This is a genomic window from Paenibacillus aceris, from assembly GCF_017874035.1.
GTDB lineage: Bacteria > Bacillota > Bacilli > Paenibacillales > NBRC-103111 > Paenibacillus_E > Paenibacillus_E aceris.
Genome location: NZ_JAGGKV010000017.1, coordinates 103,057 through 128,648 on the forward strand (window position 1 = coordinate 103,057; position 25,592 = coordinate 128,648).

Annotated in this window: 21 protein-coding genes and 1 riboswitch; of the genes, 2 read left to right on the forward strand and 19 right to left on the reverse strand. The window is 48.8% G+C overall.

Translation table 11 applies throughout. The features are described 5' to 3' along the window. Positions 1–298 precede the first annotated feature (298 nt). The 11 genes from J2Z65_RS25300 to J2Z65_RS35765 form a co-directional block, all read right to left on the reverse strand. The gene (locus tag J2Z65_RS25300; RefSeq protein ID WP_167055654.1) at positions 299–1,972 is read right to left on the reverse strand and encodes a ribonuclease J; all 1,674 of its coding nucleotides are present in this window, start codon (positions 1,970–1,972) and stop codon (positions 299–301) included. 78 nt (positions 1,973–2,050) lie between these two features. After that, positions 2,051–2,746 (reverse strand): response regulator, encoded by a 696-nt coding sequence (locus J2Z65_RS25305; protein ID WP_167055651.1) that lies wholly within the window; start codon positions 2,744–2,746, stop codon positions 2,051–2,053. After that, positions 2,712–4,277: an ATP-binding protein gene (locus tag J2Z65_RS25310; protein ID WP_167055648.1), complete on the reverse strand. Its 1,566-nt coding sequence runs from the start codon at positions 4,275–4,277 to the stop codon at positions 2,712–2,714. The genes J2Z65_RS25305 and J2Z65_RS25310 overlap by 35 nt, the downstream gene beginning before the upstream one ends. 4 nt (positions 4,278–4,281) lie before the next feature. Then, complete coding sequence (locus J2Z65_RS25315; RefSeq protein WP_167055645.1) at positions 4,282–6,582, reverse strand: histidine kinase; 2,301 nt, start codon at positions 6,580–6,582, stop codon at positions 4,282–4,284. 70 nt (positions 6,583–6,652) lie between these two features. Then, positions 6,653–7,216 carry a potassium-transporting ATPase subunit KdpC gene (kdpC, locus tag J2Z65_RS25320; protein ID WP_167055641.1) on the reverse strand — a complete coding sequence of 188 codons (564 nt, stop codon included), beginning with the start codon at positions 7,214–7,216 and terminating at the stop codon, positions 6,653–6,655. 28 nt (positions 7,217–7,244) lie between these two features. Next, a complete protein-coding gene (gene kdpB / locus J2Z65_RS25325; protein WP_167055638.1) occupies positions 7,245–9,287 on the reverse strand; it encodes a potassium-transporting ATPase subunit KdpB in 2,043 nt (680 codons plus the stop codon). A gap of 62 nt (positions 9,288–9,349) precedes the next feature. Next, positions 9,350–11,020, reverse strand: a complete 1,671-nt coding sequence (kdpA, locus tag J2Z65_RS25330; protein ID WP_167055915.1) for a potassium-transporting ATPase subunit KdpA — start codon at positions 11,018–11,020, stop codon at positions 9,350–9,352. A 47-nt stretch (positions 11,021–11,067) separates the two neighbouring features. Continuing rightward, a complete protein-coding gene (locus tag J2Z65_RS36185) occupies positions 11,068–11,145 on the reverse strand; it encodes a potassium-transporting ATPase subunit F (RefSeq protein ID WP_167055911.1) in 78 nt (25 codons plus the stop codon). Positions 11,146–11,305: 160 nt separating this feature from the next. After that, entirely contained in the window at positions 11,306–11,731 is a 426-nt protein-coding gene (locus tag J2Z65_RS25340; protein WP_193580853.1) for a hypothetical protein, read from the reverse strand. Positions 11,732–12,344: 613 nt separating this feature from the next. Further along, positions 12,345–12,812, reverse strand: a complete 468-nt coding sequence (locus J2Z65_RS25345; protein WP_167055635.1) for an enolase-like domain-containing protein — start codon at positions 12,810–12,812, stop codon at positions 12,345–12,347. Between the two features lie 96 nt (positions 12,813–12,908). Then, positions 12,909–13,079: riboswitch (cyclic di-AMP (ydaO/yuaA leader) on the reverse strand. A 34-nt stretch (positions 13,080–13,113) separates the two neighbouring features. Further along, complete coding sequence (locus tag J2Z65_RS35765; RefSeq protein ID WP_275691020.1) at positions 13,114–13,245, reverse strand: hypothetical protein; 132 nt, start codon at positions 13,243–13,245, stop codon at positions 13,114–13,116. A 186-nt stretch (positions 13,246–13,431) separates the two neighbouring features. Between J2Z65_RS35765 and J2Z65_RS25350 the strand changes: the two genes are divergently transcribed. Then, positions 13,432–13,956, forward strand: a complete 525-nt coding sequence (locus J2Z65_RS25350; protein WP_167055632.1) for a hypothetical protein — start codon at positions 13,432–13,434, stop codon at positions 13,954–13,956. Positions 13,957–13,988: 32 nt separating this feature from the next. Here the strand turns inward: J2Z65_RS25350 and J2Z65_RS25355 are convergent, their stop codons facing one another. Continuing rightward, positions 13,989–15,815 (reverse strand): APC family permease, encoded by a 1,827-nt coding sequence (locus J2Z65_RS25355; protein ID WP_167055905.1) that lies wholly within the window; start codon positions 15,813–15,815, stop codon positions 13,989–13,991. A gap of 157 nt (positions 15,816–15,972) precedes the next feature. Between J2Z65_RS25355 and J2Z65_RS25360 the strand changes: the two genes are divergently transcribed. Beyond that, positions 15,973–16,863 (forward strand): helix-turn-helix transcriptional regulator, encoded by an 891-nt coding sequence (locus tag J2Z65_RS25360; RefSeq protein ID WP_167055629.1) that lies wholly within the window; start codon positions 15,973–15,975, stop codon positions 16,861–16,863. On the opposite strand, the gene J2Z65_RS25365 is transcribed toward J2Z65_RS25360, so the two are convergent. The 7 genes from J2Z65_RS25365 to J2Z65_RS25395 all read right to left on the reverse strand — a co-directional run bounded on the left by J2Z65_RS25365 (position 16,864) and on the right by J2Z65_RS25395 (position 25,565). Continuing rightward, positions 16,864–18,366: a response regulator transcription factor gene (locus J2Z65_RS25365; protein WP_167055626.1), complete on the reverse strand. Its 1,503-nt coding sequence runs from the start codon at positions 18,364–18,366 to the stop codon at positions 16,864–16,866. It lies immediately after the preceding gene. After that, positions 18,363–20,069, reverse strand: a complete 1,707-nt coding sequence (locus J2Z65_RS25370; RefSeq protein WP_167055623.1) for a cache domain-containing sensor histidine kinase — start codon at positions 20,067–20,069, stop codon at positions 18,363–18,365. Before J2Z65_RS25370 ends, J2Z65_RS25365 begins: the two co-directional genes overlap by 4 nt. Before the next feature lie 49 nt (positions 20,070–20,118). Next, positions 20,119–20,937 carry a carbohydrate ABC transporter permease gene (locus J2Z65_RS25375; RefSeq protein WP_167055620.1) on the reverse strand — a complete coding sequence of 273 codons (819 nt, stop codon included), beginning with the start codon at positions 20,935–20,937 and terminating at the stop codon, positions 20,119–20,121. After that, positions 20,934–21,872, reverse strand: a complete 939-nt coding sequence (locus J2Z65_RS25380) for a carbohydrate ABC transporter permease (RefSeq protein WP_167055617.1) — start codon at positions 21,870–21,872, stop codon at positions 20,934–20,936. The genes J2Z65_RS25375 and J2Z65_RS25380 overlap by 4 nt, the downstream gene beginning before the upstream one ends. A 68-nt stretch (positions 21,873–21,940) precedes the next feature. After that, positions 21,941–23,275, reverse strand: a complete 1,335-nt coding sequence (locus J2Z65_RS25385; protein ID WP_167055614.1) for an ABC transporter substrate-binding protein — start codon at positions 23,273–23,275, stop codon at positions 21,941–21,943. A gap of 159 nt (positions 23,276–23,434) precedes the next feature. Continuing rightward, positions 23,435–24,757 (reverse strand): alpha-galactosidase, encoded by a 1,323-nt coding sequence (gene melA / locus J2Z65_RS25390; RefSeq protein WP_167055611.1) that lies wholly within the window; start codon positions 24,755–24,757, stop codon positions 23,435–23,437. A gap of 34 nt (positions 24,758–24,791) precedes the next feature. Beyond that, a complete protein-coding gene (locus tag J2Z65_RS25395) occupies positions 24,792–25,565 on the reverse strand; it encodes an SDR family NAD(P)-dependent oxidoreductase (RefSeq protein ID WP_167055608.1) in 774 nt (257 codons plus the stop codon). Positions 25,566–25,592 lie beyond the last annotated feature (27 nt).

Genomic DNA, 25,592 nt, shown 5'->3' on the forward strand with positions numbered 1-25,592 from the left:
AAAAGGACTGTCCCAAAGTAGAACAAACTACTTTAAGGACAGTCTCTTTTTATTGGAGATATGGGCCTGTACACTCATTCCCAAAGCTTATAGGAACTACTGTGCATTATTTGGAACAAATCGGCTAATTTCACAGGCCGAAGGGAACTACAGGGACTTATTTGTCACGAAATCTCATATTTTCAGGGAAAATGCGGGAAAAGCGGATCGCAGTTCCCTCAAATGGGAAACAGTGTCGATTGGCAGCCAAATAGAGGATCATGGTTCCCATGCAGGGGAGGAAAGCCTGTCCTTCCTGCTAGAACTCCGTGATAATGGTAAGAATCACCGGCCTACGTCCTGTTTTCTCATAAAAGAAACGACCCAGCACTTCTTTCACGTTAATTTTCAGCACATTCCATTGATTCAACTGCTCTTGTCCCGATTGCAGCCTGTTCACCGTATCCGCTGCGAGAATGCTTGCTTGGTCAATGAGATCTTCGGACTCTCGCACATAGACGAATCCTCTCGAGATGATATCAGGCCCTGCCAAAATCTTGCCGTCGGTTTTACTAAGCAGGAGAACCACAATAAGGATCCCGTCCTCCGATAGCTGCTTCCGGTCGCGCAGAACAATATTCCCCACATCGCCCAAACCATCGACCAGCGTATTGCCCGCAGTGACCTTGCGGCTTTGCGTCGCTGCTTCCTCTTTGATGTCTACAACGTCCCCGTTATTCAAGATGAATATGTTTGCAGGCTCGACGCCGACCGACTCCGCCAAAATGCGATGCTGGTGAAGCATGCGATACTCTCCGTGTATGGGAATGAAATACTTCGGTTTCATGAGCGTCAGCATCAGTTTAAGCTCTTCCTGGCTTCCGTGCCCGGAAACGTGCATGCCGGTCACCGAGCTTGAGCCATAGATGACCTCCGCCCCAAGGCTAAACAAATTGTCCACGGTCTTGGACACATTGCGTTCATTCCCTGGAATCGGCGATGAAGATAGGATGACCGTGTCCCCCCGGTGGATTTCTACATTCCTGTAGTTTGATCGGGATAGCCGGGACAAGGCAGCCATCGGCTCTCCCTGACTGCCCGTGCAGAGAATGGCAATTCGATGGGAATCCAGACGGTCAATCTCGCCCGCTTCCACCAGCATCCCATCAGGAACCGTTAAATAGCCTAGCTCGGAGGCGACTTTCACGACGTTCACCATACTTCGGCCCAGCAAAGCCAGTTTACGATTCGTCGCTTCCGCGGCATCAATCACTTGTTGAAGCCTATGTACATTTGAAGCGAAGGTGGCGATGAACACTTTTTGCTTCGCTTTATGAAAAGCCTCCTCAATGTGCTTCCCCACTTGGCTTTCTGATGGCGTGTAGCCCGGGCGCTCCGCATTCGTGCTCTCGGATAAGAGCAGCGTCACTCCCTTCGAGCCGATATCCGCCATTTTATGAATATCCGGATATTGATTATTGACCGGCGTTAGATCGAATTTGAAATCTCCCGTATGGACGACCGTTCCCTCGGGGGTATGGAAAACAACCCCTAAACAATCGGGGATGCTGTGGTTTGTTTTGAAAAAGGTGGATGTGATGCTGCCCAGCTCTACTGTCGAATCCGAGGTAATCTCGATAAGCTCTGTATTCGCCAGCAGGCGCGCTTCTCTCAGCTTGCCTTCAATAAGCCCAAGCGTTAAGCGGGTTGCATAGATTGGTACATTGATTTGTTTGCGAATATAGGGAATGCCTCCGATATGATCTTCATGCCCATGTGTAATTACCAGCGCACGGACTTTATCGCTATTTTCAAGTAAGTAGGTAATATCAGGAACGATGAGATCAACGCCAAGCAAAGTTTCATCCGGGAATTTGGAGCCGCAATCGATGACCACAATATCATTTGCATATTGGACGATGTACATATTTTTACCGATTTCGTTGATGCCGCCTAAGGAGAAGACCGATAATTGCTGATCCAGCTTGCTCATCTTAACTTACCCCCCATGTTGCTTTCATTTGTGTTAATTTTCCACAAGTGAGGGGTGCCTATACGGGAAGCTGAAAAATTACTCCTGCCAAGCAAATCTGTAACCGATTCCGGGCTCCGTGAGAATATAGTGAGGCCTTGTGGAATCTTCTTCGATCTTTTTTCGCAAGTGGCCGACATACACTCTTAAGTACTGGCTGTCAGATTCATACTGCGAGCCGCCCCAAACCTGCTTGAGCAGTTGGCGGTGCGTCATCACGCGTCCGGCATTAAGAGCCAGCACTTTCAGCAAATCGTATTCGGTAGGCGTCAGCTTAAGCTTCTCGCCACGCAGTTCCACGGCCCGCTGCGCCAAGTCAATGACAAGCTGGCCCAGCCTCAGCACCGGCTCATCCTGTGTTTTGGCGATATGCCGCAAGGCGACCCGCATACGGGCCATAAATTCGCCCATCCCAAACGGTTTCGTTACGTAATCATCCGCTCCCCGGTCCAAAGCTGCGACCTTATCCTGCTCCTGATCTTGAGCAGTAAGGATAATAATCGGCACCGTAGACCATTCCCGAATATGCCCTAATACCTCCATCCCCGTCATATCGGGTAAACCAAGGTCAAGAACAATCAGATCGGGGCGCACCATCGTGGCCTGCAGCAAGCCTTCTTGTCCTGTGGCGGCTTCGGACGCTTCATAGCCGTGCGCGGTTAACGTAACCCGCAGCAATTTGCGGATTTGCGCCTCGTCATCAATGATTAAAATTTTCGCCCCTGTAGGTGTCATATCTATCCCCATCTTTCTCAGCGAATTGTAAAGGCAAGCTTATGCGGAAAACCGTTCCCTGCGGCTCATTTTTGCTCGCCGTAATCTGCCCGCCATGCGCTTCTACGATACTTTTGCAGATGGCAAGGCCTAAGCCTGTTCCCGGAATATGCTTGGTCAGCTGGCCTCTGTAAAACTTCTCGAATACGCGTTCGAGATCTCCCGGAGCAATGCCGATCCCTTGATCTGCGATGGACAAATGGAGCATATCCCGGTCATAGTCCGCTTCAATAACGATCTCGCTCCCTTCCGGCGAATACTTAATGCTATTACTGATCACATTGATCAGCACTTGTTCAATCAGCACATCATCCACAGGAACCGATGGCAGTTCGGGAGCGAAGCGAATGCTGACCTTTCTGCTCTGCAAAGCATCCTTCAGCTGCGAAAGTGCAACACCCACAATATCCTCGATGCCGCACCACATTTTATTGAGCCGCAGCATGCCGCTCTCAATCCGAACCATGCCCAGCAGATTGCCTACCAGCCGATTCATCCGCGTCGAGCCTTCCCGGATCGTCAGCAGCAGCTCGCGCCTGTCTTCCGGGCTAAAGACGGCCTCCCCTTCTAATAAGCCGGTTACCGAGCCGATGATGGCCGCTAAAGGGGTTCGCAGCTCGTGCGAAAGCGAATCCAGCAACGCAGTCCTAAGCTTCTCCGACTCCGCCGTAAGCTGCGCCACCTTGGCTTCATTGGCCAGTTTAACGCGTGATATCGCGACAGCCGCCAAATCGGCCAGCGCTTCGATCGTCCGCAGCAGCTCCGGCATTTGAGTAAGGCTGTGACCGCGGGCATCGACAGCTAATACGGCATGCATTTGACGGGCCGTATGCAGAGGGACGTGAAGCTGCGACGACTCCCGCAAGGCAGCTGTCCCACGGCCTGCCGGCGCCTGATGCTCGTATACCCAAGCTGCAATGGACAAGTGCGATTCATCCTTCGCCCATTCGGCGCCATCCATGGAATAGGCTTCTACCTGCTGCTCCCCCAGCGCATTCGGCAAAATGATAGCAACCTTCGTGTTCAGCGTTTCGGAAACGTGCTGTACGATATGCTGAAGCAGCACATCAATATCCGAAATCGCCGTTATCTTCCGGCTGAGCTCATACAAAGCAGCCGTACTGGCTTCCCGCTGCTGCGCTTGATGAAATTGGCTCCGAAGCCTGGAGGCCAAGCTTGCTGTAAGGGCAGCAACGGATATAAATACTAGAAAAGAGATCAAATAGCGCAAATCTGCAACTGTAAGACTAAAGATGGGAGGGACAAATAAGAAATCAAGGGATAATATCCCCACGGCCGCAGCGAAAAAAGAGGGTCCTCTGCCCCATCGTACGGCACTGAAAAGTACGGGAACTAAATAAAGAAGTGCTATGTTCACAAGACCCAGAAAGGAGCCAAATGTTTTCAGAAATACGGTCACGAGGGCAACGAATAGAGCCGTGCTCCCATACGATTGCCAACTGACCCAGCTATCCATACGTTTATTTATCATGCCATCATTTTACCTTATTTCCGGATGTTTGCCACATCGCATAGTCTGCAACGATCAATACATCCATCTGGCGGGCCAAAGGAAGCAGCTTTCGTACCATCGCATCGTTCCATACGATGATTTGCGTCGCTCCCGCTCCGCTTGCCAGACTGGCAAATACTTGCGGAATTTGCTTATGACTGCCCACTTCCGTATACGAAAACTCGCCTCCTAATGTGGCGGTCAGTTTCTCCAGAGCCTCCAGCTTGTTCCCAACTTCCTCGGCAGCGCCTCTTGCGATAAAGCTTACATGCCATGCCGCTTTCAAACGATGCGCAATCCGAAATCCCCGGCGGATCAAGCGGTCGGCTTGGGCGATTTCCGTCACGCACACATAAATGACTTCTTTTCTTCGCCATGGCCCGCGAAGGGAATTCTTCCGCTCCATAGACTCCAAGCGTTCGTCGACGTCGTCGGCAATCTCGCGCAGCGCAAGCTCCCGCAGGGCGATCAGGTTGCCCGTTTTGAAAAAATGGTGAAGCGCCTGTTCAACCTTGGCCATTGCATAAATTTTGCCCTCTTTCATGCGCAGCTGCAGAGCCCCAGGGGCAACATCAATAAGCTGTACCTCATCCGCTGCGCGCAGCAGACTGTCAGGGACCGTTTCCCGCACGCGAATCCCTGTGATTTGTTCCACGGCGTCATTCAAGCTCTCCAGGTGCTGCACATTCACGGTTGCAATGACCGAAATGCCCGCCTCCAGAATGTCCAGTACATCCTCAAACCGCTTCTTGCGCTTGCTCCCGGGTACATTCGTATGCGCCAATTCGTCGACCAAGACCACTTCAGGCCTCAGACGGATAATCGCTTCCGTATCCATTTCCTCAAGTCGTACATTCTGATACATAATCTCCGCGCGCGGGACGGTCTCAAGCTCGCCAATTTGCTGTATGGTCTCTTTGCGCCCATGCGTCTCGAGCAGGCCGATCTTCACATCGATTCCCTTTTTGATCAAATCGTTGCCTTCCCGCAGCATGGTGTAGGTCTTGCCTACGCCGGGGGCGGCTCCGATGTAAACCTTGAACCGGCCCCGCTTGATTTTTTCGATCTTAGCCTGCACTTCCTGCCTGCTCAGACGCTTATATTTGTAGGGCTCCTTAACCACTTGAATATGTGCCGGAAGAATGCGCTCCCCCTCTTGGGACGCTCGATCCGCCACTACGAACAGGTCGATATTTTTCGTTCTCTTGAGCAAGCCATTGATGATGGAGCCTTGCAACAAAGTTTGCCACCTCGTTTGTCTGGAATGCCCCATGACAATGCGCGTTACTTTATGGCTTGTCGCATAATCAACCAGTATTTGCGGGATGCAGCGGCGGTTCCGCAGCGGAAGCTCCTCAAATTTTGCGCCGATTTTCTCCACAAGCTTCATGATCGATCTGCGGAAAGTCGCCCCTTCCTTCGAAAGCGGCTTATTTACTTTGCGCAGCGTGATCACATGCAGGTCGCCATTCAATCGTTTGGCGATTTGTTGTCCCCGGCGCACATAAATCGAGCCGTTCCAATGATATTGGGTTGTGACCAATATCCGCTCCATTGCCCCGGAAGGTCCGGAGAAGCCCATTTGTTCGCGATGCTCCTCCAAGGATTCATTCACATCCTCAGCTACGAGACGAAGCGCCAGCTCCCGCAGCACCCCCAAGTTGCCGCGCTTGAAGACGGCAGCATCTTGATTCCCTTTGAGATGCCCTTCCTCCAGCCGGTTTAGTATCGTCTCTGGCGTCGCGTCGATTAATCTAACCTCATCCGCCAACTCCAACGTGTCCGAAGGCACGCAGTGCCCCACTTCGATGCCTGTCAGCTTATGAGCAACCTCCATTGCTTCTTCCAGCTCATACACATTCACCGTGGTAATGACACTAATATCTTTCGAAAGTAGAAACTTGATATCATCCAACCGGGATGGAAAGCGAGCGCCTGCTCGATTACAATGCGCTAACCCGTCTACGAGGACGACCTCCGGGTTTCTTTCGAGCAAGGCGTCTATATTCAGATCCTTTTGTTCCACGCCATCTTTCATCCAATGAATGCTCGGCACCCGCTCCAAGTCCCCCAGTTGTTCCACGGTTTCCGGCCTTTGCAGTGTCGAGACCGCGCAAATGACCACATCGATCCCCTGCTGCTTCAGATTATGCCCTTCCCGCAGCATATGGTACGTCTTCCCTGAGCCACTTACCGCTCCGATATATATTTTCAGGCTCCCGCGGTGCAGCTTGGAGATGGATAACAGAATTTCCTCCGGTGTTTTGCGTTTGAAACCATCCACATAGCATCATTCTCCTACTCCCTAAAATGACGCAGAAACCACTCTCCAAATAGAGAGTGGCTGCCTGCTCTTACAATTTCACTTGCTTTAGCAGTTCTATATTCAGCTCGGTTACATTGACTCTAGGCTCTCCAAAGATTCCAAGCTGCCGCGCTTTCGTAAGCCGGTCAACGAGCTCATTCAACTGCTGCTCCGCAATCCTGGTTTCCTTACTGATTCTAGGCACTTGGGCCTTGGCCCCTTCCGGCGATAAGTCCGGATCGAAGCCCGAGCCTGATACGGTTACTAAATCAGCGGGAATGTCCTTTAGATTTGGATTTTCTATTTTCAATGCATCAATCTTTTCAAGCATTGCCGCTGCATAATCGTCTGAGGCTACCACTGTATTGGAGCCGGATGAAGCAGTCGGATCATATTTGGCTGCAGAGCCCCTTGGATGAAACAGCTTCGGTGACTCAAAATTTTGAGCGAGCAATTCCGAGCCAATCACGGCACCGCCCGACTCTATGAGACTTCCTTGCGCTTGTTTAGGAAATAAGACCTGAGCTACACCTGTCGTTGCGAGTGGATAGATGAGCCCACAGACGATCATGAACAATAAAGACACCCGTATTGCTATAAAAACCGATTTCATATCGCTATCTCCTCATTTCTCTATCTCTTTACACGATGTTTAAACCGTGAAGCACCATATCAATGACTTTAATTCCGACGAATGGCACAACGACACCGCCGATACCGTATAACAGAACATTGCGCGACAACAATTTATCAGCTGACATCGCCCGGTATTTAACCCCCTTCATCGCAATTGGGATTAGCAGAGGAATGATGATCGCATTGAAAATGAGCGCTGATAAAATGGCTGACTCCGGCGAAGCCAGATTCATGATATTCAAAGCTTGCAGCTGCGGCATGGCTAGAATAAACATCGCAGGAATAATTGCGAAGTACTTGGCAATGTCGTTGGCGATGGAAAACGTCGTTAATGCTCCGCGGGTGATCAGCAGCTGTTTCCCGATAGAAATGACAGAAAGCAGCTTAGTCGGATCAGAATCAAGATCGATCATGTTTGCCGCTTCTTTGGCAGCCATCGTTCCTGAATTCATCGCAAGTCCTACATCCGCCTGTGCCAGCGCAGGAGCGTCATTCGTTCCGTCGCCAGTCATGGCTACCAATTTACCCTCTTGCTGCTCTTTTTTAATCGCGGCAATTTTATCTTCCGGCTTCGCCTCAGCAATAAATTCGTCTACACCGGCTTCAAGCGCAATCGTCGCAGCTGTCAGCGGGTTATCCCCGGTACACATGACGGTTTTGATCCCCATGGCGCGCAGCTCGGCAAATCGTTCCTTCAAGCCTGGTTTCACTGTATCCTTGAGGTAAATAACACCGCAAATTCGCTCATTAACCGCTACCGCAAGCGGAGTGCCTCCGGCCTTAGCGATTCGATTCGTAATCGTCTCTAAATCAATAGGAATTTTGCCTCCCAGAGAGGCTGCATATTTTTTAATCGCGTCAACCGCGCCTTTACGGACTTTTGTGCCTCCTACGAGATTAAGGCCTGACATACGCGTATCAGCCGAGAATTCCACCACTTCCGCACCTTCATACGCACCTGCTTGCCAAGATTCACCGAGCTTATTGGCAAGTTCAACAATAGAGCGTCCTTCCGGTGTTTCGTCTTTCACAGACGCTTGCAGGGCAGCAAACGTAATGTCTCTGGCAGTCAAGCCGTTCACAGGAATAAACTCGGAAGCCATCCGATTCCCGAAGGTAATCGTCCCTGTTTTATCCAGAATCATCGTATCGATATCCCCGGCTGCTTCAACCGCCTTACCTGACATCGCAAGTACATTAAATTGCGTGACACGGTCCATACCGGCAATACCGATCGCGGACAAAAGACCGCCGATTGTCGTTGGAATGAGACAGACCAGCAGCGCAATCAAGGTGGAAATCTCCAACTTCACGTTCAAATACTGCGCCATTGGCACCATGGTCATAATGACGATTAAGAAGATGAGCGTTAAAACAGCAAGCAATGTCGTTAATGCAATCTCATTCGGCGTTTTTTGCCGTTTGGCTCCTTCTACGAGCGCTATCATGCGATCTAGGAACGATTCGCCGGGATCAGTCGTCACTTTGACAACGATATAGTCCGAAGCGACACGAGTTCCTCCTGTAACGGATGAGAAGTCGCCTCCCGCTTCCTTAATAACAGGAGCTGATTCGCCTGTAATGGCAGATTCATCAATAGAAGCTAAACCTTCAATGATTTCACCGTCGGAGGGGATGATCTCACCGATTTCAATGCGGACCACATCTCCCTTACGGAGAGAAGTTGAGGAAACCTCCTTATAAGAACCATCCCTTTGAACCAGACGAGCCTTTGTATCGGATTTGGTCTTCCGTAGCGAATCCGCCTGTGCTTTGCCCCGGCCTTCGGCCAGAGCTTCAGCGAAGTTAGCGAAAAGCAAGGTGAAGAGCAAAATCAAAAACACCGCGATGTTATAACCCCGTCCGACTTCTGTCGAGCCAAACAAATCCGGCGCGAGTGAAAGCAGCAGCGTAATGACTGTCCCTACCTCGACCACAAACATAACCGGGTTTTTCATCATCACCCAGGGATTTAATTTTTTGAACGAATCCACGATAGCTTGATTCATGATTTCTTTTGTCATAGTTTTTTTACGTTCCACGGCCATGCAATCCTCCTAATATAGGGTCTTTGAGTCTAGCTCAAAGTCTCTCCGCTCACAGTCTATCCTTAATGCGCCGCCAAATGTTCAGCAATCGGCCCCAATGCCAGCGCCGGGAAGAACGTTAGAGCTCCGATAACTAGAATTATCATAATTAAAATCCCCATAAATAAAGGTGTATTCGTACGAAGTGTGCCTGTCGTAACAGGAACGACGCGCTTCACTGCTAGAGAGCCTGCAATGGCCAGCATCGCAATAATTGAAATGTAACGCCCAAACAGCATGACCATACCGATCCCCAAATTGTAAAAGTTCGTATTCGCGCTCAAGCCGCCAAAGGCAGAACCGTTATTGGCCGCTCCCGATGTGAAAGCATACAACACTTCCGAAAGACCATGAAGACCTTGATTGGAGATAGAAGTGATTGATTCGGGACGTATAAGCGCCCAAGCCGTCGGTGCCAGAATGATGAGCGGGTGAGTTAGAATAGCGATGGCCGCCAGTTTGATCTCTTTTCCTTCAATCTTTTTACCTAAAAACTCTGGCGTACGGCCAACCATGAGCCCACAGATGAACACAGACAAAATCAAGTAGAGCAGGCCATTTAACAATCCGACCCCTTTACCCCCGAACACGTTGTTCAGCATCATTTCTGCAAAGGGAACGATACTGCCTAGCGGTGTAAGCGATTCATGCATATTGTTCACACTGCCGGTAGTTGCAGCCGTGGTTACGGCTGTAAATAAGGCAGATTCGGATGGTCCGAATCGGACTTCTTTCCCTTCCATGTTACTGTGTACGCCTAACGCATCTACCGCAGGCACGCCTTTGTACTCGGCATAGAACACAGTAGCGACCATAACCAGGAAGATGATGCCCATGGCAGCGAAGATCGTCCAGCCTTGCTTCTTGTTCTTGATCATTAAGCCGAATGCATACACAAGGGATGTAGGCAGCAGCATCATACAAATAATGTGGATTAAGTTGGCCACTGGCGTAGGATTTTCGAAAGGATGTGCGGCATTCGTACCGAACCACCCTCCGCCGTTGGTTCCGATATGCTTAATGGATTCAAAAGAAGCAACTAAACCACGGGTAATGGTTTGCTGAGCGCCTTCAATTGTTGTGGCCTGCACGGCTCCCGACAAGGTTTGTGGAATTCCTTGAAAAACTAAGACTAAAGCAACAATGAAGCTAAGCGGTATAAATACACGTGTTATCGCTCTAGTCAAATCTACGTAAAAGTTACCGAGATTATCTTGTCGGCCAACCAGACCGCGTGTGAATGCGACGGCTACAGCGAATCCAGTTGCTGCCGATGTAAACATCGGGAACGTAAGCCCCACCATTTGCGAGAAATAGGAAAGTGCATTTTCACCACTGTAGGCCTGCCAGTTCGTATTTGTAATAAAAGAGACAGCCGTGTTAAAGGCTAAAGCCGGCGGCATATTCCCGATTCCATCCGGATTAAGAGGCAAATATTTCTGAAGCCGAAATACAGCATACATGAGGAGCAGCATGACAAAGTTAACTAAAAGTACAGCTCCTAAATACTTTTTCCACCCCATCGCTTCGTCTTCTTTAACTCCCATAATTCGATAAGATACACGCTCGAAAGGAGCAAAAACACGATCAAGACCACTCTTTTCATAGCTAAAAACTTTGACCAAGTAACTACCCACAGGCTTCACCAAAAGCATGATAATTCCCAGTGTGATAACTACTTGTAACAATCCCATACCCATAGTAGGTTCTCCCCCTGCTTACATAAGCTCATATTCTACAATTAAAATTTCTCTGGCTTCACTAGAACAAAACCGAGATACACCATGATGGCAAATGCAATGAATCCAATAACAATCATTTGAGTACCTCCTACTCGTTTTTTCCCAAAAAAACTCTCGTCGAAAGCATGAGCTTACGCCTTTTCACAATATTTAAAAAATCCCCAAAACCCTAAAAATGTTAATGCCATTAATAAGACCATCGTTACATCGTTGTACATAGCACACCTCCTCCAGAAGTCAGAATGAATCTATGGTTTTATTTGCTTTTAGGGATGAAAGTAGAAACTTAACATCACCATTTTTAGAATAAATAACGTAGTCCGCACCAAGCCCTTTGTAAATCAATCTAGGATTTACGCTCTGGGTGACGACGTAAATAGGTCTTGATGTCCAACTGCGGCATATCTGGATGTACCGGCAGCATAAAGGCAAGCTCTCCTCGAACAGGATGACGTTACCGATCGGGTAATCCGGAATGTTGGAAGCTCTCTGCTCCAACGTATCTACTTGGATGATTTGTTTCACTCCCTGCGCTTCTAACCTGATTCTTTCCATCTTGTTGTTGGTTAATGCAATAAAAGGAAGACCAACCAACTTAGTTTGCTTCATAAATTCCTCGCCTGCCTTGGTCGGCGCAGCTATCAGCAAAACATCACTTTGCATGATAATCACCGCCCCCTTTCCTGACCCATTGTAACGCCGAAATGTATAAAAAGGGGGTAAAGAATCCCATACATCCGTATAAAAAAAGCATAAAAATGCTCTTCGATTGACAGTGAACCCAGAGTCAAATCTAGCCGAGTTTGGCAAATTCAACGAAAGATCAGCCATGCTCTGAGTCACTTGATAAGAAAAACCGTCAGGGAAGTGGAAATTCCTGACGGTTCTTAGGTTTGGCGTACATCGTTAATCTTGTATTCATGCATTCTTCCTACATAAGGATAGATAAATAGTCATGCTGCATACACTTATCCCAAACATGGATGCCCCGCCATAAATAAGGGAACTCCATTCCCCTATTTAAGTAAATAGCGGAATTTGTGGGTTGGAGGGGAACTACAGGCTCTTATTCCACCTCCATCGTTCAAATAGGTGTCAAAATGGCGAAATAGCGGCCCCTAGTTCCCTCTCCCTCACGCAAAGTGATCTTTTGCGCAATATAGCGCCCTGTAGTTCCCCTACAAACATAGAAATTCTTATATGTTAAAAAAGGACCGTCAGTTCACCCTGACGATCCTTCAACTATCGAAGTATCTCGTAAAATAAAGCAACCACCCTAGAAAGAGATATACGCCCCGGAATGCTCAAATAAATAATTGCGGTTCCATAGGAAGCTTAGTTCTTTCTGGCGTCCAGCTGAATGCTCCAGCTTTGCAGATAGATCCGTTAAAGCCGATTCTATTAAATGTGTTCGAACCTCTCCCCATGCCTCTTCTTTCTGATGAATGTAGTGCAAGCCATCCTCAGGGGTCAGTCCTTTGAGCTTCTGGAAGACAATAGCCCACTGAACGAAATCCCCTTTCAAGCTGCCGCATGGAATCACGAACTCCCCTAAACCGCATGTTCCGAGATTGGTTGAGAGGGTAAGCAAGCCGCAATGACAGTCACTTCCGTGCCCGGAGTGCAGCCTATCCGCTAGTTCACAATCAAAACGAAAACATTCAATACGGGTAATCTTGCAGGCCTGGGTAAGCTTGATACATTCCTCTTTTTCTTTTACTAGAGACAGGGGTTCCGAATACATAATAGATTCACTCTCCTCAAAATGTGAACAACAAAAAGAAGCCTAAAGCAGAGATACTCTACTCTCGGGCTTTGGTAGAAGGCACGATAGAAGTTAGTTCTCTCCCAATTACGCTTACGAGGTTAGCTGTCGGATTCGGGCTTGGAAGTGCCCTACCTTGGCAAGCTTTCGCTTGCTTTGGATTCACCCCAAGAAACCGCGGATGACACTCATCGGCTTCTGATTGGTTCCCCCGTTCCCCTTTCGGGAACTCAGCGTTTTCAAGCTTAATGTGAAGTTGTTGAAACGAATGTTACGCCTTTTAGCAATCCTTGTAAAACGCTGTGGAGAGACTAATTTCTTGTTTTTTGCCGTAATCCGCAAATGAAAGCGCATCCAATATAGTGAAGCATTTATTTTCGATAGCCGGGCTTCCGAAATCTTTCATTTTCATTCTTTTATCATCCGCATCCCATTCTTCTATGACATTTCAAGCCATTAGAGCACTTAAGTTTTTAGACATTTTTTATACGATTTCTAATGATTCTTTACCTCATTTTTATACGGTTCCCTCTTAAAATTAAAGAGTAATCACCCCATCCAATTTCATAAGAGTCAGACGTCAAAAAGGAGAACTGATATGGCATCCATTCCTCTTTATTATTTAGGATTAGTCCCCCATGTATTAAATCCGATTTCTTTAGAATACGAGTGGTTCGGTGTCTTATGGCTAGAGGAAAATAACCGTTTTCCCATTATTGTCGGGTACTGGTTTATGAAGGAAAAATCCGAAATCACGCAAAACGCCATTCAATCAGGGTTTTCCAAATGGACGGAAGTCTCCGAGCATTACATTGTCATGAACATGTACCGGTCCATCCGGAACAAGCAGCAGGAGCAGGACTGGAAGCAGCGAACGCGGCTATCCATCCGCATGATTTTCAAAACGCCATGGAGGGACGTTCCCGCGGGATTGTATGTTATAAAATCAAGAGAGACCTTTCCGCTGCATGCTTCTGCGATATGTAAGAAAAAGTTCTTTGTTTGGTTGGAGCATGCTGCCGTATGTGAAACAGAGCAAGAGCTTCAAGCTTTCATCAGACGGGTGCAAAAAGAACACCACGCGGAGAACATCATGAAAGCAGGAAGCCCTAGCCTGAAGTGAATCTTAACATGCAGGATTCGCCGTTCTTTCCATTACTTCTTCAAATGATATGGTACTGTTGTCACAATCAGATCCTTCCGGTACAGCAGAAAAGCGCGGATCAGCAAGCTGGACTGATTATGGAGAATATGCTGCCAGTTCTTCTTGGGAATAAACTGCGGAATCAAGACGGTTACCCGAAAGTTCGACTCTTTCGCCTTATGTTCCACAGTGTCAATAAACTTCGTCAACGGCTGAATGATGCTTCGATAGTGAGAATGCAGTGTCACTAACCGCACATCGGGCTGCCATTCCTCCCATTTCTCTTGGAATTGCTTCTCGGTATCGCGGTCAAAAGCCACGTAAACAGCAATAATCTGGTCCGGAGACAACGATTTGGCATAGTTCATTGAATTCTCGACCACATGCGTGATCCCCGCGACAGGCACGATCATCACATTGCCTTCGATTGGTATGGCAGGCTCACAAGTCGTGATCCGCAGCTGCTCACCTACGGCCTCATAGTGCTTCTTGATTTTGTGGAAAGTATAAACAATCAAGGGAAGGAAAATAAACACAGGCCAGACCTGCCCCAGTTTCGTTATGAAAAAAATCAGCATGACGGTAAAACTAATCAACGCGCCAATCAGATTGACCGTTAGTTTAACAATCCAACCCTTAGGCTTCTCGCGTATCCACTTGACCAGCATCCCTGTTTGCGCGAGCGTAAAAGGAATAAACACGCCAACGGCATACAGCGGTATGAGATGCTCCGTTTTGCCTTTGAAGGCGATGATCAGAATGATGGACATAATCGCCAGGAAAATGATCCCGTTGGAATACCCCAAACGATCCCCTCTGATCGTAAACATTCTGGCGATATATTTATCCCTGGCCAGATTAACGGCGAGCAAAGGGAATGCGGAATATCCCGTATTCGCGGCGAGCACAAGGATCATGGCCGTAGTGCCCTGGATGAAATAATACATATAATTCCTCCCAAACGTTTGAGAGGCAATCTGGGAGACGACGGTTTCCTGCGTTTTGGGCGCGATGCCGTAGGCATAAGCCAAATACACGATGCCTGCGAACAAAATGGCAAGCAGCAATCCCATAGCCGCTAACGTTTTGGAGGCATTGTTCGGTCCGGGATCCTTAAAGTTAGGTATGGCATTCGAGATAGCTTCAACCCCCGTTAAGGCAGAGCTCCCGGATGCGAAAGCTTTTAGTAACAAGAACAAGGTAATGCCGGCGACTGGCGTCCCCAATGTAGCATGCGTTTCCGGTGAGACGGCTCCTGTCATCCCCTTATATAAGCCTACGCCAATTAAAATAAACAGGGCCAAAATAAACAAATATACGGGGTAAGCCAAGATCGAGGCGGACTCGGTTATCCCTCTGAGATTTAAGATCGTTATGGCGACAACAAGTAAACAGGCAATATCCACATTGTACGGATGCAGCTGCGGGAACGCAGAAGTAATGGCGTCCGTCCCTGCTGAGATGCTGACCGCTACAGTTAGGATGTAATCCACCAGCAAGGAGCCCCCTGCAAGCAAACCTGCGTTCACACCCAAATTTTCCTTGGAAACGACATAGGCTCCTCCCCCATGTGGATAAGCAAAAATGATTTGCCGATAGGACAAGATGAGGGCCAATAAAAGGATCAGCACACCTACACCGATCGGTACGGAGTACCAAAGCGCCACAGTGCTTATCGTGACGAGCACGATTAAAATCTGCTCTGGTCCATAGGCGACCGAAGATAGTGCATCAGAGGAGAGGATCGCTAACGCTTTTGTTTTATTCAGTTTTTGCTCCCCTAGTTCTGCTGATTTAAGCGGTTGACCGATCAGAAACCGTTTCAAGGCAGACAACATCATACCACCACCATATTTTTGAGTTCTCCCTTAAATTACCCTGCAAGATAAAATAAGAACCAAGAATCAAGCTGCCAAGTTTCTACAAAAGACGAGTAAGCCTTATGATAAAATGAAAGGGATCGTCTACGCAGTCTACCCTTGGATGGTGATGACAATGTCCGGCATATCTCCGATTCGGCACACCACATATCGAGAGCTGGCACCCAGCGTGCATTGGGCCCAACTGCATCAAAGAACGCCTCAATTCAAATGGGCGCGGCGCATTTACGACTTTCAGTTTTTGTATGTCGTTCAGGGCGAGCTGCTGGCCACTTTACTCGGGGAGTCCATCCTGGTTCCGGCGGGGAAATTGCTGCTGCTGCCTGCCAACGTTTATCACAACATCGAGGTGTTAACGGCTCCGCATGTTCATTTGCTGGGGATTCATTTCGACTTCTTTAGCGACCTGCGTGTGAAGCAAGGGGATATTGTGGTGGATGAAAACAATCCGTTACCCGAATGTTTCTGCGCGATGCCTTATATCGACGGTACGCCCTTGTTTCCTTGCGGATATTCCATCTCCCTTCCCCCAGCTGTGGTTTCGCTTATGGAGGCAACGATCCATGAAATGACCGAACGGAAACAAGGCTACGAAATGGTCTGCAAGGGGCTTATGCTGCAAATGCTCACCCTGCTTATTCGGCATCAAGCCGAGACCAATCGCACCCTTCATCCGAAATATCAAGAAAGCTTACAACATTTAGCTCATGAACTCAAAATGAGTTACCGGAAAAAGTGGACCAATAGCGAGATGGCCGCTTTTATCAACGTTCATGAAGACTATATGAGTAAGCTTTTTAAAGATATGCTGGGCATGAGCCCCAATAAGTATTTGCAATCCGTAAGGCATCAGCAGGCGAAGCGGTTATTGCGCGAAACGGATGATAAAATCGAAAGAATCGCGCTGGAAATCGGCTATGATGATTTTCACTACTTCAGCCGGATATTTCGAAAATGGGAAGGAATGTCAGCCCAGCAATACCGCAGGTTCTCACAAATCATATGACTAGGCATGACTCTTACGGAAGTCAGACGGATAGCTGGAACAGTTTTCTACGAACAATTTGGTAAAATGCCGCGTGCTGTAATAGCCGACCTTCTCCGCGATTTGCTTCACTTGCAGATTCGTGTTGAGCAGCAGCTCTTTGGCCTTCAGCATTCGAATGTTCGTTAAATACTTAACGAATGGGGTTCCTGTTTTTTTATTGAACAGCATGCTTAAATAGTTGGCCGACACATTGAGCTGCTGGGCAATTGATCCTATTCCGATATCGTCCATGTAATGCTGCTCGAGGTACTGAACGACCTGCTCGATAAGATCAGCCGTGACCGGCTCCCTGGGTTTGATCTCGCGCAGCTTACTTTCCCCTATTTCGCGAAGCTCTCTGATCACCTCAGACTCTGGCCGCGCGGCATCAGATGCCCCTCCAATGCCCAGTGCCTGCACCATATACAGGTGAATGGCCTGCCGCGTTTGCGCGTTCAAACCTTGTTTGCCCGCTAACAGCAATCCCTCCAGCTCTCCAACCGCTGTTTGATAATTCAAATACGCCCTGAAATAAAGATGCTGCTTGATCGAGCAGAAAAGCTGACTGATTTTACATTTTTCAGGAACCTGCGCCTCCCCTTCCAGCTCCACGTATCCGATGCGCTGTCCGACGCCGCGTACCACGCGCAGATGACTCCATTCCCCAAGCTGCGCGAGCTGGGCGTTCAATTGATCGAATCCGCGGCATTCGCCAGTTTGCAGAATCGTTATAGCCAAGCCCTCCTGGCGATACGGTTCGGCGACGCCAGCCAGCCCTTCAAAAAACTGCTGCACCTGCTCCCTGCAATCGGCACCCTTCGCCGGATCCCATGAACCGATAGCCGCACATTCGCCGTCAGGCAGCGACACCATAGCAAAATTCATGCCATATACAAGCATGCGTGTCATACTCTCCCGCAGATCGTCATAAAAGGCGCATGTCAGGTCCGATAAGGACTTTCCGGTTATGGTCGTGTCAACTATAATGACGGCGCCGATAAACCAGCCTTGTACGTAAACACTGTCCAATTCCTCAAACTTCAACGTCGTGAGTCCGTTACAAAGGGCAAACAAACTATTTTCAAATTGTTGATTATGCATTTGGACGAATTCTTTGTTGTGCTTGGCTGTATTCGTTAGTGCCCTCTCCAAATCAAAAGGGTTAACCGGCTTAAGCAAATAATCAGATGCCCCTAATTGCAAAGCCTCCTGTACATAAGCGAAATCTGAGAATCCGCTCAAGATGATCCACTTGGTGCAAGGCGAAATCACTTTGCCGAGGCGCATGGCCTCCAGCCCGTTCATTCGCGGCATCCGGATATCGATGATAGCGACATTCGGCTTATGCTCTTTGACCAACTCGAGGAGCTCTTCACCATTTGCCCCCTCGCCTACAATCTGCCAGGAGGATTCCACGTCCTGAACCATACTGCGAATGCTCGCCCGAATCAATTTCTCATCATCAGCAATGATCAGTTTCATCCTCGCCTCACATCCTTTAAAGGTATTAGGATCTGAACACGGGTTCCCTCATCCTTAGCACTATGAATCATCATCGATGCCCCCTCGAAAGACAGCTGCAAACGCTCCCTTACATTCCGAATGCCTAAGCCCTCCTGCACCTTGCTTGACTCAAACCCCACTCCATTATCACAAATCTGAATGATTAAAGAGTCTTCCTTTCCTCCTTGCATCGGCTGGATATGGATGTCCATCCTTAACTCACAACTATGATCGCACGGCTCCACCCCATGAATGATCGCATTCTCGATTATTGGCTGCAGCAGAAGCTTAGGAATTAAGAGCGACAAAGCATCCGGATCGCAGCTGATGTGCACCTGAATTTTCTCGGCGAAACGAACTTGCTGAAGCCCGCAGTACTTGTTGATAAAGTCAATTTCCTCCTGCAACTGAGCCCAATCGTTATGCTCCAAGGTGTAGCGCAGCATCCCGCTTAACGATAAAATAGCCCGCTCCAGCTGCATGCTCTGCCCCGTTCGATTCAGTCCAATGAAGCCATTCAAGGTATTGTACAGAAAGTGTGGCTGAATCTGTGACTGCAAAGCCCTGTATTCCGCGTTCCGCTTCCCAAGCACGGCTTTATATTCCCGATCGATCAACTCCCCGAGTTTGGAAATCATCGTATTCAAATTGGTGCCCAATTGGGAAATTTCATCGTTGCCTTTTACACGGTATAACGTATTCATATCGCCGCGCTGAACGCGCTTCATCACTTGAATCATTTTCTTGAAAGGCGTAACAATCCAGTGGGATACTGTAAAATACAAAATCAATGCGATCAGCAAGCCGCTGGCCGCAAAAGCGAAACCGATCCAATACACACGCTTCAGATGAGCTTGGATAAAAGCCTTCGGCGATAGGATCGCAATGACCCAATTCGATCGGCTGATCGTTTCGCGAACGACCGAGTACGAGTCATTCATGTCCGTAACCGTCCGATTTCCCGAGGCAATTTGGCGCCGCATATCTCTGGAAATGGCCTGATTCGCATAAATCAGCTGCTGATTATCGTCAAGGATGACCACCTTCGCCCCCTTGCTCAGTCGAATGCCTTTCATCATTTGATCCAAGAGGACGGTGTCGGCATCCGCCATAATAATCCCCAGAGGCCGGCTGGAATCCGGGTCCTTGATCAAACGGGTAACCGAGAAAACTTCCGTATCTGCGTTATTCAAATAATCCTGCTTGTGCACACCGGTGAACGCCACGTTCCCGTCTGCCTTAACCGCCTTGATGTACCAATCCTGCTCCTTAAAAGGAAAGCCTTTCACCGCTTGATCGGAGAAACTGCCAGGCGGCGTAATGTAAACAGAACCATCCATCGGCAGAAGAATGGTCCCTAGTATGTCTTTTCGCATATTTTTCAAATAACTGGGAAGCGTTTTATTCAGCACCTCTTCTGCTTCATATTGCTCATAAGGGGTTAAGAGCTTCCACTGCGAGGTAGATTTCAATTTCAAGGCAAGCATCACTTCATTGTTCAAATAAGGGGTGACGGTCATTCGTTCCAAATCGTCCAAATACGTTTGAATATCGAAGGTAAGAGCAGTTAAAGTCCCCTCCAGCAGAGAGGACTCTTGTTCTTTGATCAAATCGAGGTAATAAGAAGGTAATTTAACGACAATACCGACAATCGGAATAACAATCGTGATGAAAAAGAGCAAGGATAACCGGAATCGAATCGATTGTCTGATTGTATCAACCTCCTAGCGTTTATCCTTTGATCGCGCCGGAGGCAAGTCCCGAGACAAAGTAGCGCTGCAAAAATAAATAGACGATTGTCATCGGAATCGCGCCCATAAAGGACCCGGCAGCTACCCATCCCACATTGCTCGTGTACTGGCCGAAAAATGATGAAAGCGCTACCGTTATAGTCCTCATCTCCGGCTTTTGCAAGAAAAAGATCGAGAATTGATAGTCGTTCCACACGGCAACACCGGACAAAATAATGACCGTTGCGGTCACTGGCTTGAGCAGCGGCAAAATGACCGTGAAAAACAATTGAAAACGTCCCGCTCCATCAATCATCGCCGCCTCATCCAAATCCCGCGGAATCGTAGAGATAAAGCCGGTGTACAGGAAAATCGTCATCGGCAGATTGAACGTAATGAACAATAAAATAATGCCCCAATATTGATTCATGCCACCGATATCTACCATAAATTTATACAAGGGAACCAAGATAGTCAATGGGGGAACGATTAAAGCGGATACGAAAACCGCATAAATGAATTTATTCCAGCTCGTTTGGCGCCGGGCAAGCGGATAAGCCGCAATGGAGCCAATCATGACGATCAGGACAACCGAAATGACAGTCACGATGAAGTTGCTCCGGAAAGCATCCGCCAGATGCGCCTCTCTCCAAGCATCTCGAAAGTTATCGAAGTACAGATAGCCTGGAAACATCCATTTGGAGCTTAGATCGTCGAACGCTTTGAGTGAGGTCGTAATCAAAATATAGAATGGCAAAATATGCGCCAAGCAAATGACGAGGGAGACGAACGTTAACAGGCTTCTCCGTTTGTTTTTCATGCGTTAACCTCCCTCTTTCTAAGAAACAGCAAGGCCGTAATACTCACGATGGAAATCATGATGAACATCAAAATTCCGATCGTAGCCGCATAGCCGGCATCTTCCCGTCCAAAGTAGAGCAGATACATAATCGAAGACAACGACGCGGAGGCATAGCCTGGACCGCTGTTGGTCAATGCGACGATGACGTCAAACAATTTAAGACCGCCAATCAGATTGAGTACCATGCTGACTGTAAAAGCAGGCGCGATGAGCGGCCATGTCACATGAAGGAAGCGCTGCAAGGGACCCGCTCCGTCAATTGTCGCAGCTTCATAGTAATCTCTTGGGATAGACTGCAATCCCGCCAAATAGAGCACCATCGCGATTCCTAAATACTGATACGTGTTGACGAACGTAATAATCCACACGTTAAGATTCGGATCCCCCAGCAAATTCGAGGGCTGATCATGAAACAATAGGATAATGTCATTGATCGCGCCGCCTTGATACTGGAAGAAGAAGTACCAGATATACCCCATGATCAAAGATGAAATAATGACCGGCAAATAAATGACCGTACGGACAAGTCCTCGGGTCCGGATATTCAGATTTAAAAATAAGGCGTATAAAAGCCCGATAACATTCTGAAAAACAGCGCTGCCGATGCCGTAAATCGCGGTATTGCGGATAACCTTAAGGATCTCGGGGTCTGTGAACATCCGGGTATAGTTGCTGAAGCCTATCCATTTGTAATCTTGATTGTAACCGTCCCAATTCGTAAAGGAAATTTTGATCCCTTTAAAAAACGGATAAAAAATAAAAATGAAAAACAATAAAAGCGCCGGTATATAGAGCAGATTCAATAAAGCACCGCTGCGCACGAGGCGACTAAAGGTTGTTTCCGATTTTTTCCGGGAACGGGTCTGTACAAGCACGGTCCTTGATTCAGCCATGAGATCACCTTCCTCCTTCATGTAATAGTAAAGAAAGGAGGGTGGTTGTCACCCTCCCGATTCCGCTATTACTGATTGCGCAGACGTAAATATTCGGATTTCATTTTGTCAGAGAACTGCTGAGGAGAAACCGTTCCGGCGAGCAGGGCAACGCCCGTTTTGCACATGACGTCCCACATGCCGTTTGGCAGATAGACCCTGTCAAAATAAGGGAAGACGCGAATATTTTCAAACTGCTTGTAGTATTCGGAGAACTCATGTTTGGATTCGATGTTTTTCAGGCCCGCAGGCAGCTTGGTCGCATTGGCGATTTTGGACATATTCTCCGGCTTGGCAAAGAACGCAATAAGCTTCTTGGATTCTGCCAAGTGCTTGCCGTCCTTCCAGGCGCCCATCGTGTAACGCTCTCCGCCGGAGAAGGATTGGCTGTCGCCGTCAACCATTGAGGTCAGCGGGGAAATACCGATTTTGGCATTCTTATTGTATTTATACACTTCGTCCGCGAAGGAAGGAGCCCCGAATACGAAAGCCACCTTGCCTTGGGCAAACAATTGCGGCATGTCGCTGTATTTGGCCGTCAACACATCTTTGTTGATGTACCCCTTCTTGCTCATATCCTGCAGTTTTTGCGCAAGAGGCGTCCATTTGTTCCAATCAAAGGTGCCGTCCAGCAGCGTCTTGGCATCGTTCGTCGCCGGAGAGATGAACATCGAGGTAGCATACAGATCGGAGAACCCGCCGATCATCCCGTTATCCACACCGGACATGAAGAACGGTGTAACCGCTCCGTTGCTGGATGTTTTAATTTTCTCCGCTGCCGCCATTAATTCATCGAACGTTTTAGGCGGTGTGATGCTGTATTTCTCAAGTATTTCAGCGTTATAGGAGATCCCGTCTTTGGCTTCGCTCATCACGAGTGCTTCTACTTTGCCGTCTTTATCCGTGACGACAGGTTTGATCGTGTCCGTCATATCTTTCGCCCATGGCTCATTGCGTAGATCGGCTAGATACTTGCCATAACGGATAATCGCCCAACCATGCGTATCGAAGACGTCCGGCAAATCGTTTGCCGCCATTTTAACCTTCAGAATGTTCTCGTATTCTGCGCCGGGGAATTGGAATTCAACGGCCACGTTCGGATTTTCCTTTGTAAAATCAGCCGCAATGCCCTTCATCATTTCTTGATTCGGCAGCTCGGAGATCGTACTGTATACCGTTAGCTTAATTTTATCCCCACTCGGTTTGGCATCCGGGGTACTTGACGCCGTCGTCGTTGTCGGTTTCGTAGTCGCTGCCGGATTATCAGTTGTGGATGTTCCCGAGCTTGGCCGGCTGGAACAACCCATAAAAACGACGGAAATCGTTAGCATCATGGCAGCAACGCTTAAAAATGTTTTTTTCATTTTTACGAATCCTCCCTTTACATGATTGAAGTGATTACATGGCATCTGTCTATACAGGATGTATCACACCTTAATCATATCAATTTTGGTTGCGCTTACAAGTGTATCAAATCTACAATGGAAGCGCTATTTTCCATGGGAGGATGCGTACAGCCGGAATTAGGTGAGGTTCTTGAATTGGGGGAGCCACTCTTTGTTCGCTGCGAACATTCGGTCAACCATCTCTTGGATCTCGGATAAGCTGAGCACGGCGGACGTTAAGGGATCGAAGCAGATTGCGTGATAAATCGACCGCGGGTCCCCCGTGAGAGCCCCCTGCACAGCCAACTCCTCGCAGCGGGCGCTTGTATTGACAAGAACGGCCAAATGATCCGGAAGCGACCCGACGTGAATGGGGCTTAGCCGTCCTTTGGAGGCAAGAACAGGGACCTCGACACAGCAGCCCTGCGGCAAATTATCGATGTATCCCAAGTTCCGTACGTTGCCGTTAAATTCGAAGAGTGTGCCGTCACCGATTGTCGCATTGAAGATGTAGGACGCATATTCCTCGCCACGCTTTAGATCGATTGGGCTATCGCGCCACTCTTCCATCTGCTTATACCAGCTTCCGCGCAGTCTTTCGGCATAATGGATGATTTCGCCATAGTGCCCTGGATTCCAGCCCGTTCCATGGGTGCAGTACTTCTCTATCAAATCCGGCCGCTTGCGGAACCAGGCATTATATTCCGAATTATGACCGCTCGATTCCGTTACATAGTAGTCCAAATGCAAGAACATTTCATTGCGGACCTGCTCCTCATTATAGATCTCGGGGCGGTTCATCACCGCATCGCGAATGAGCGGGTAAGCGTCCTTGCCCTTCCATTTGTAATCCAAATAGAAGGCCTGATGATTGATGCCCGCGCAGCGGTAGGTAATCTCCTCCATCGGCGCGCCGATCCAGCCTGCCAGCATCGCAGCCGTGCCTTGCACGCTATGGCATAAGCCTGTGACCTGCACCTTGCTTTCACTTTGCATCGCTCTGACCAGCATCGCCATCGGATTCGAATAATTCAAGAATATCGCATCAGGACAACAGCGCTCAATATCCCGGCAGATGTCCAGCATGACCGGAACCGTGCGCAGAAAACGGAAAATGCCTGACGGACCGCGGGTATCGCCGATATTAATATCCACGCCGTAGGCTTTTGGAATTTCGATGTCAGTGCGCCAGATATCCAAGTCCCCGACAAGGATGGTACAGACAACGCCATCCGCTCCGGTGAGCGCTTGCGTCCGATCCGTTGTTGCTTCTACCTTCGCCTTATACCCTCCTGCGGCAATAATGCGATCGACAGCCGTCTTGGCATAGCCCAACCGCTCCTCCGATATGTCCATCAAGGCGATGGTACAAGCTTCAAATGCGGGAAACGTCAGCAAATCACGAACCAGATTTTTCGTAAACACTAAGCTGCCGGCACCGATAAAAGCAATCTTCGTCATAGCTGCCCCTCACTCCTCACCTGATTTACGTTCTTTACAAGCCAAGCCCGCCATCCACCGTCAGCTGCTGCCCGGTAATCTGATCCGCCCGATCCGAAGTGATAAAAAGCACGGCGGAAGCAATATCCTTTCCGTTTTGCATCCGGCCCATGGGCATACGCTGGAACGATTTCTCCAACGACTTCTCGTCTTCGCCCACCGAAGCGAGCCGGGCCAGCTCCCCTTCCGAAGCTACCCAGCCAGGGTGGATACAATTCACCCGTATACGATGCTTCGCTAATGTACTCGCCAAATTTCGCGTCAGCGTCACGATGCCGCCTTTGGAAATCGCATAGGCCAGCGTATCCGGTGATCCCTTCGAGGCGTGCAGCGAGCCAATATTAACGATATTGCCTCCCCCTCTTCGGATCATACCGGGCACAGCCGCTTGACAGGTTAGGTAGGCCCCCTTGAGATTAACTCCCATCACAAGGTCCCAGAACGCTTCGTCCGTCTGGAATAAGTCGGCTCTGGGGAAAATCCCCGCATTGTTCACAACGATGTCTATGCCCCCGAACGCCGTCTCTGCGAAGGCCACCATCCCCTCTACCTCCGCCCCGTTCGATACATCGCACCGAATAAACTGTGCCGGACGGCCCTCCTGCCGCCATGCAGCGGCGACCGCTTCCCCGTGGTCGTCGCTGTCTGCGATGACCACGTTCGCGCCTGCTTGCAGGTACTCGCCCGCTATGGCCGCGCCAATCCCTTTGGCTGCGCCGGTGACGAGCACGGTTTTGCCGTCATAATGAAAGCTGGCTTGTTCACTCATCGTATTTCCTCCTCCATCGCCAGAAAA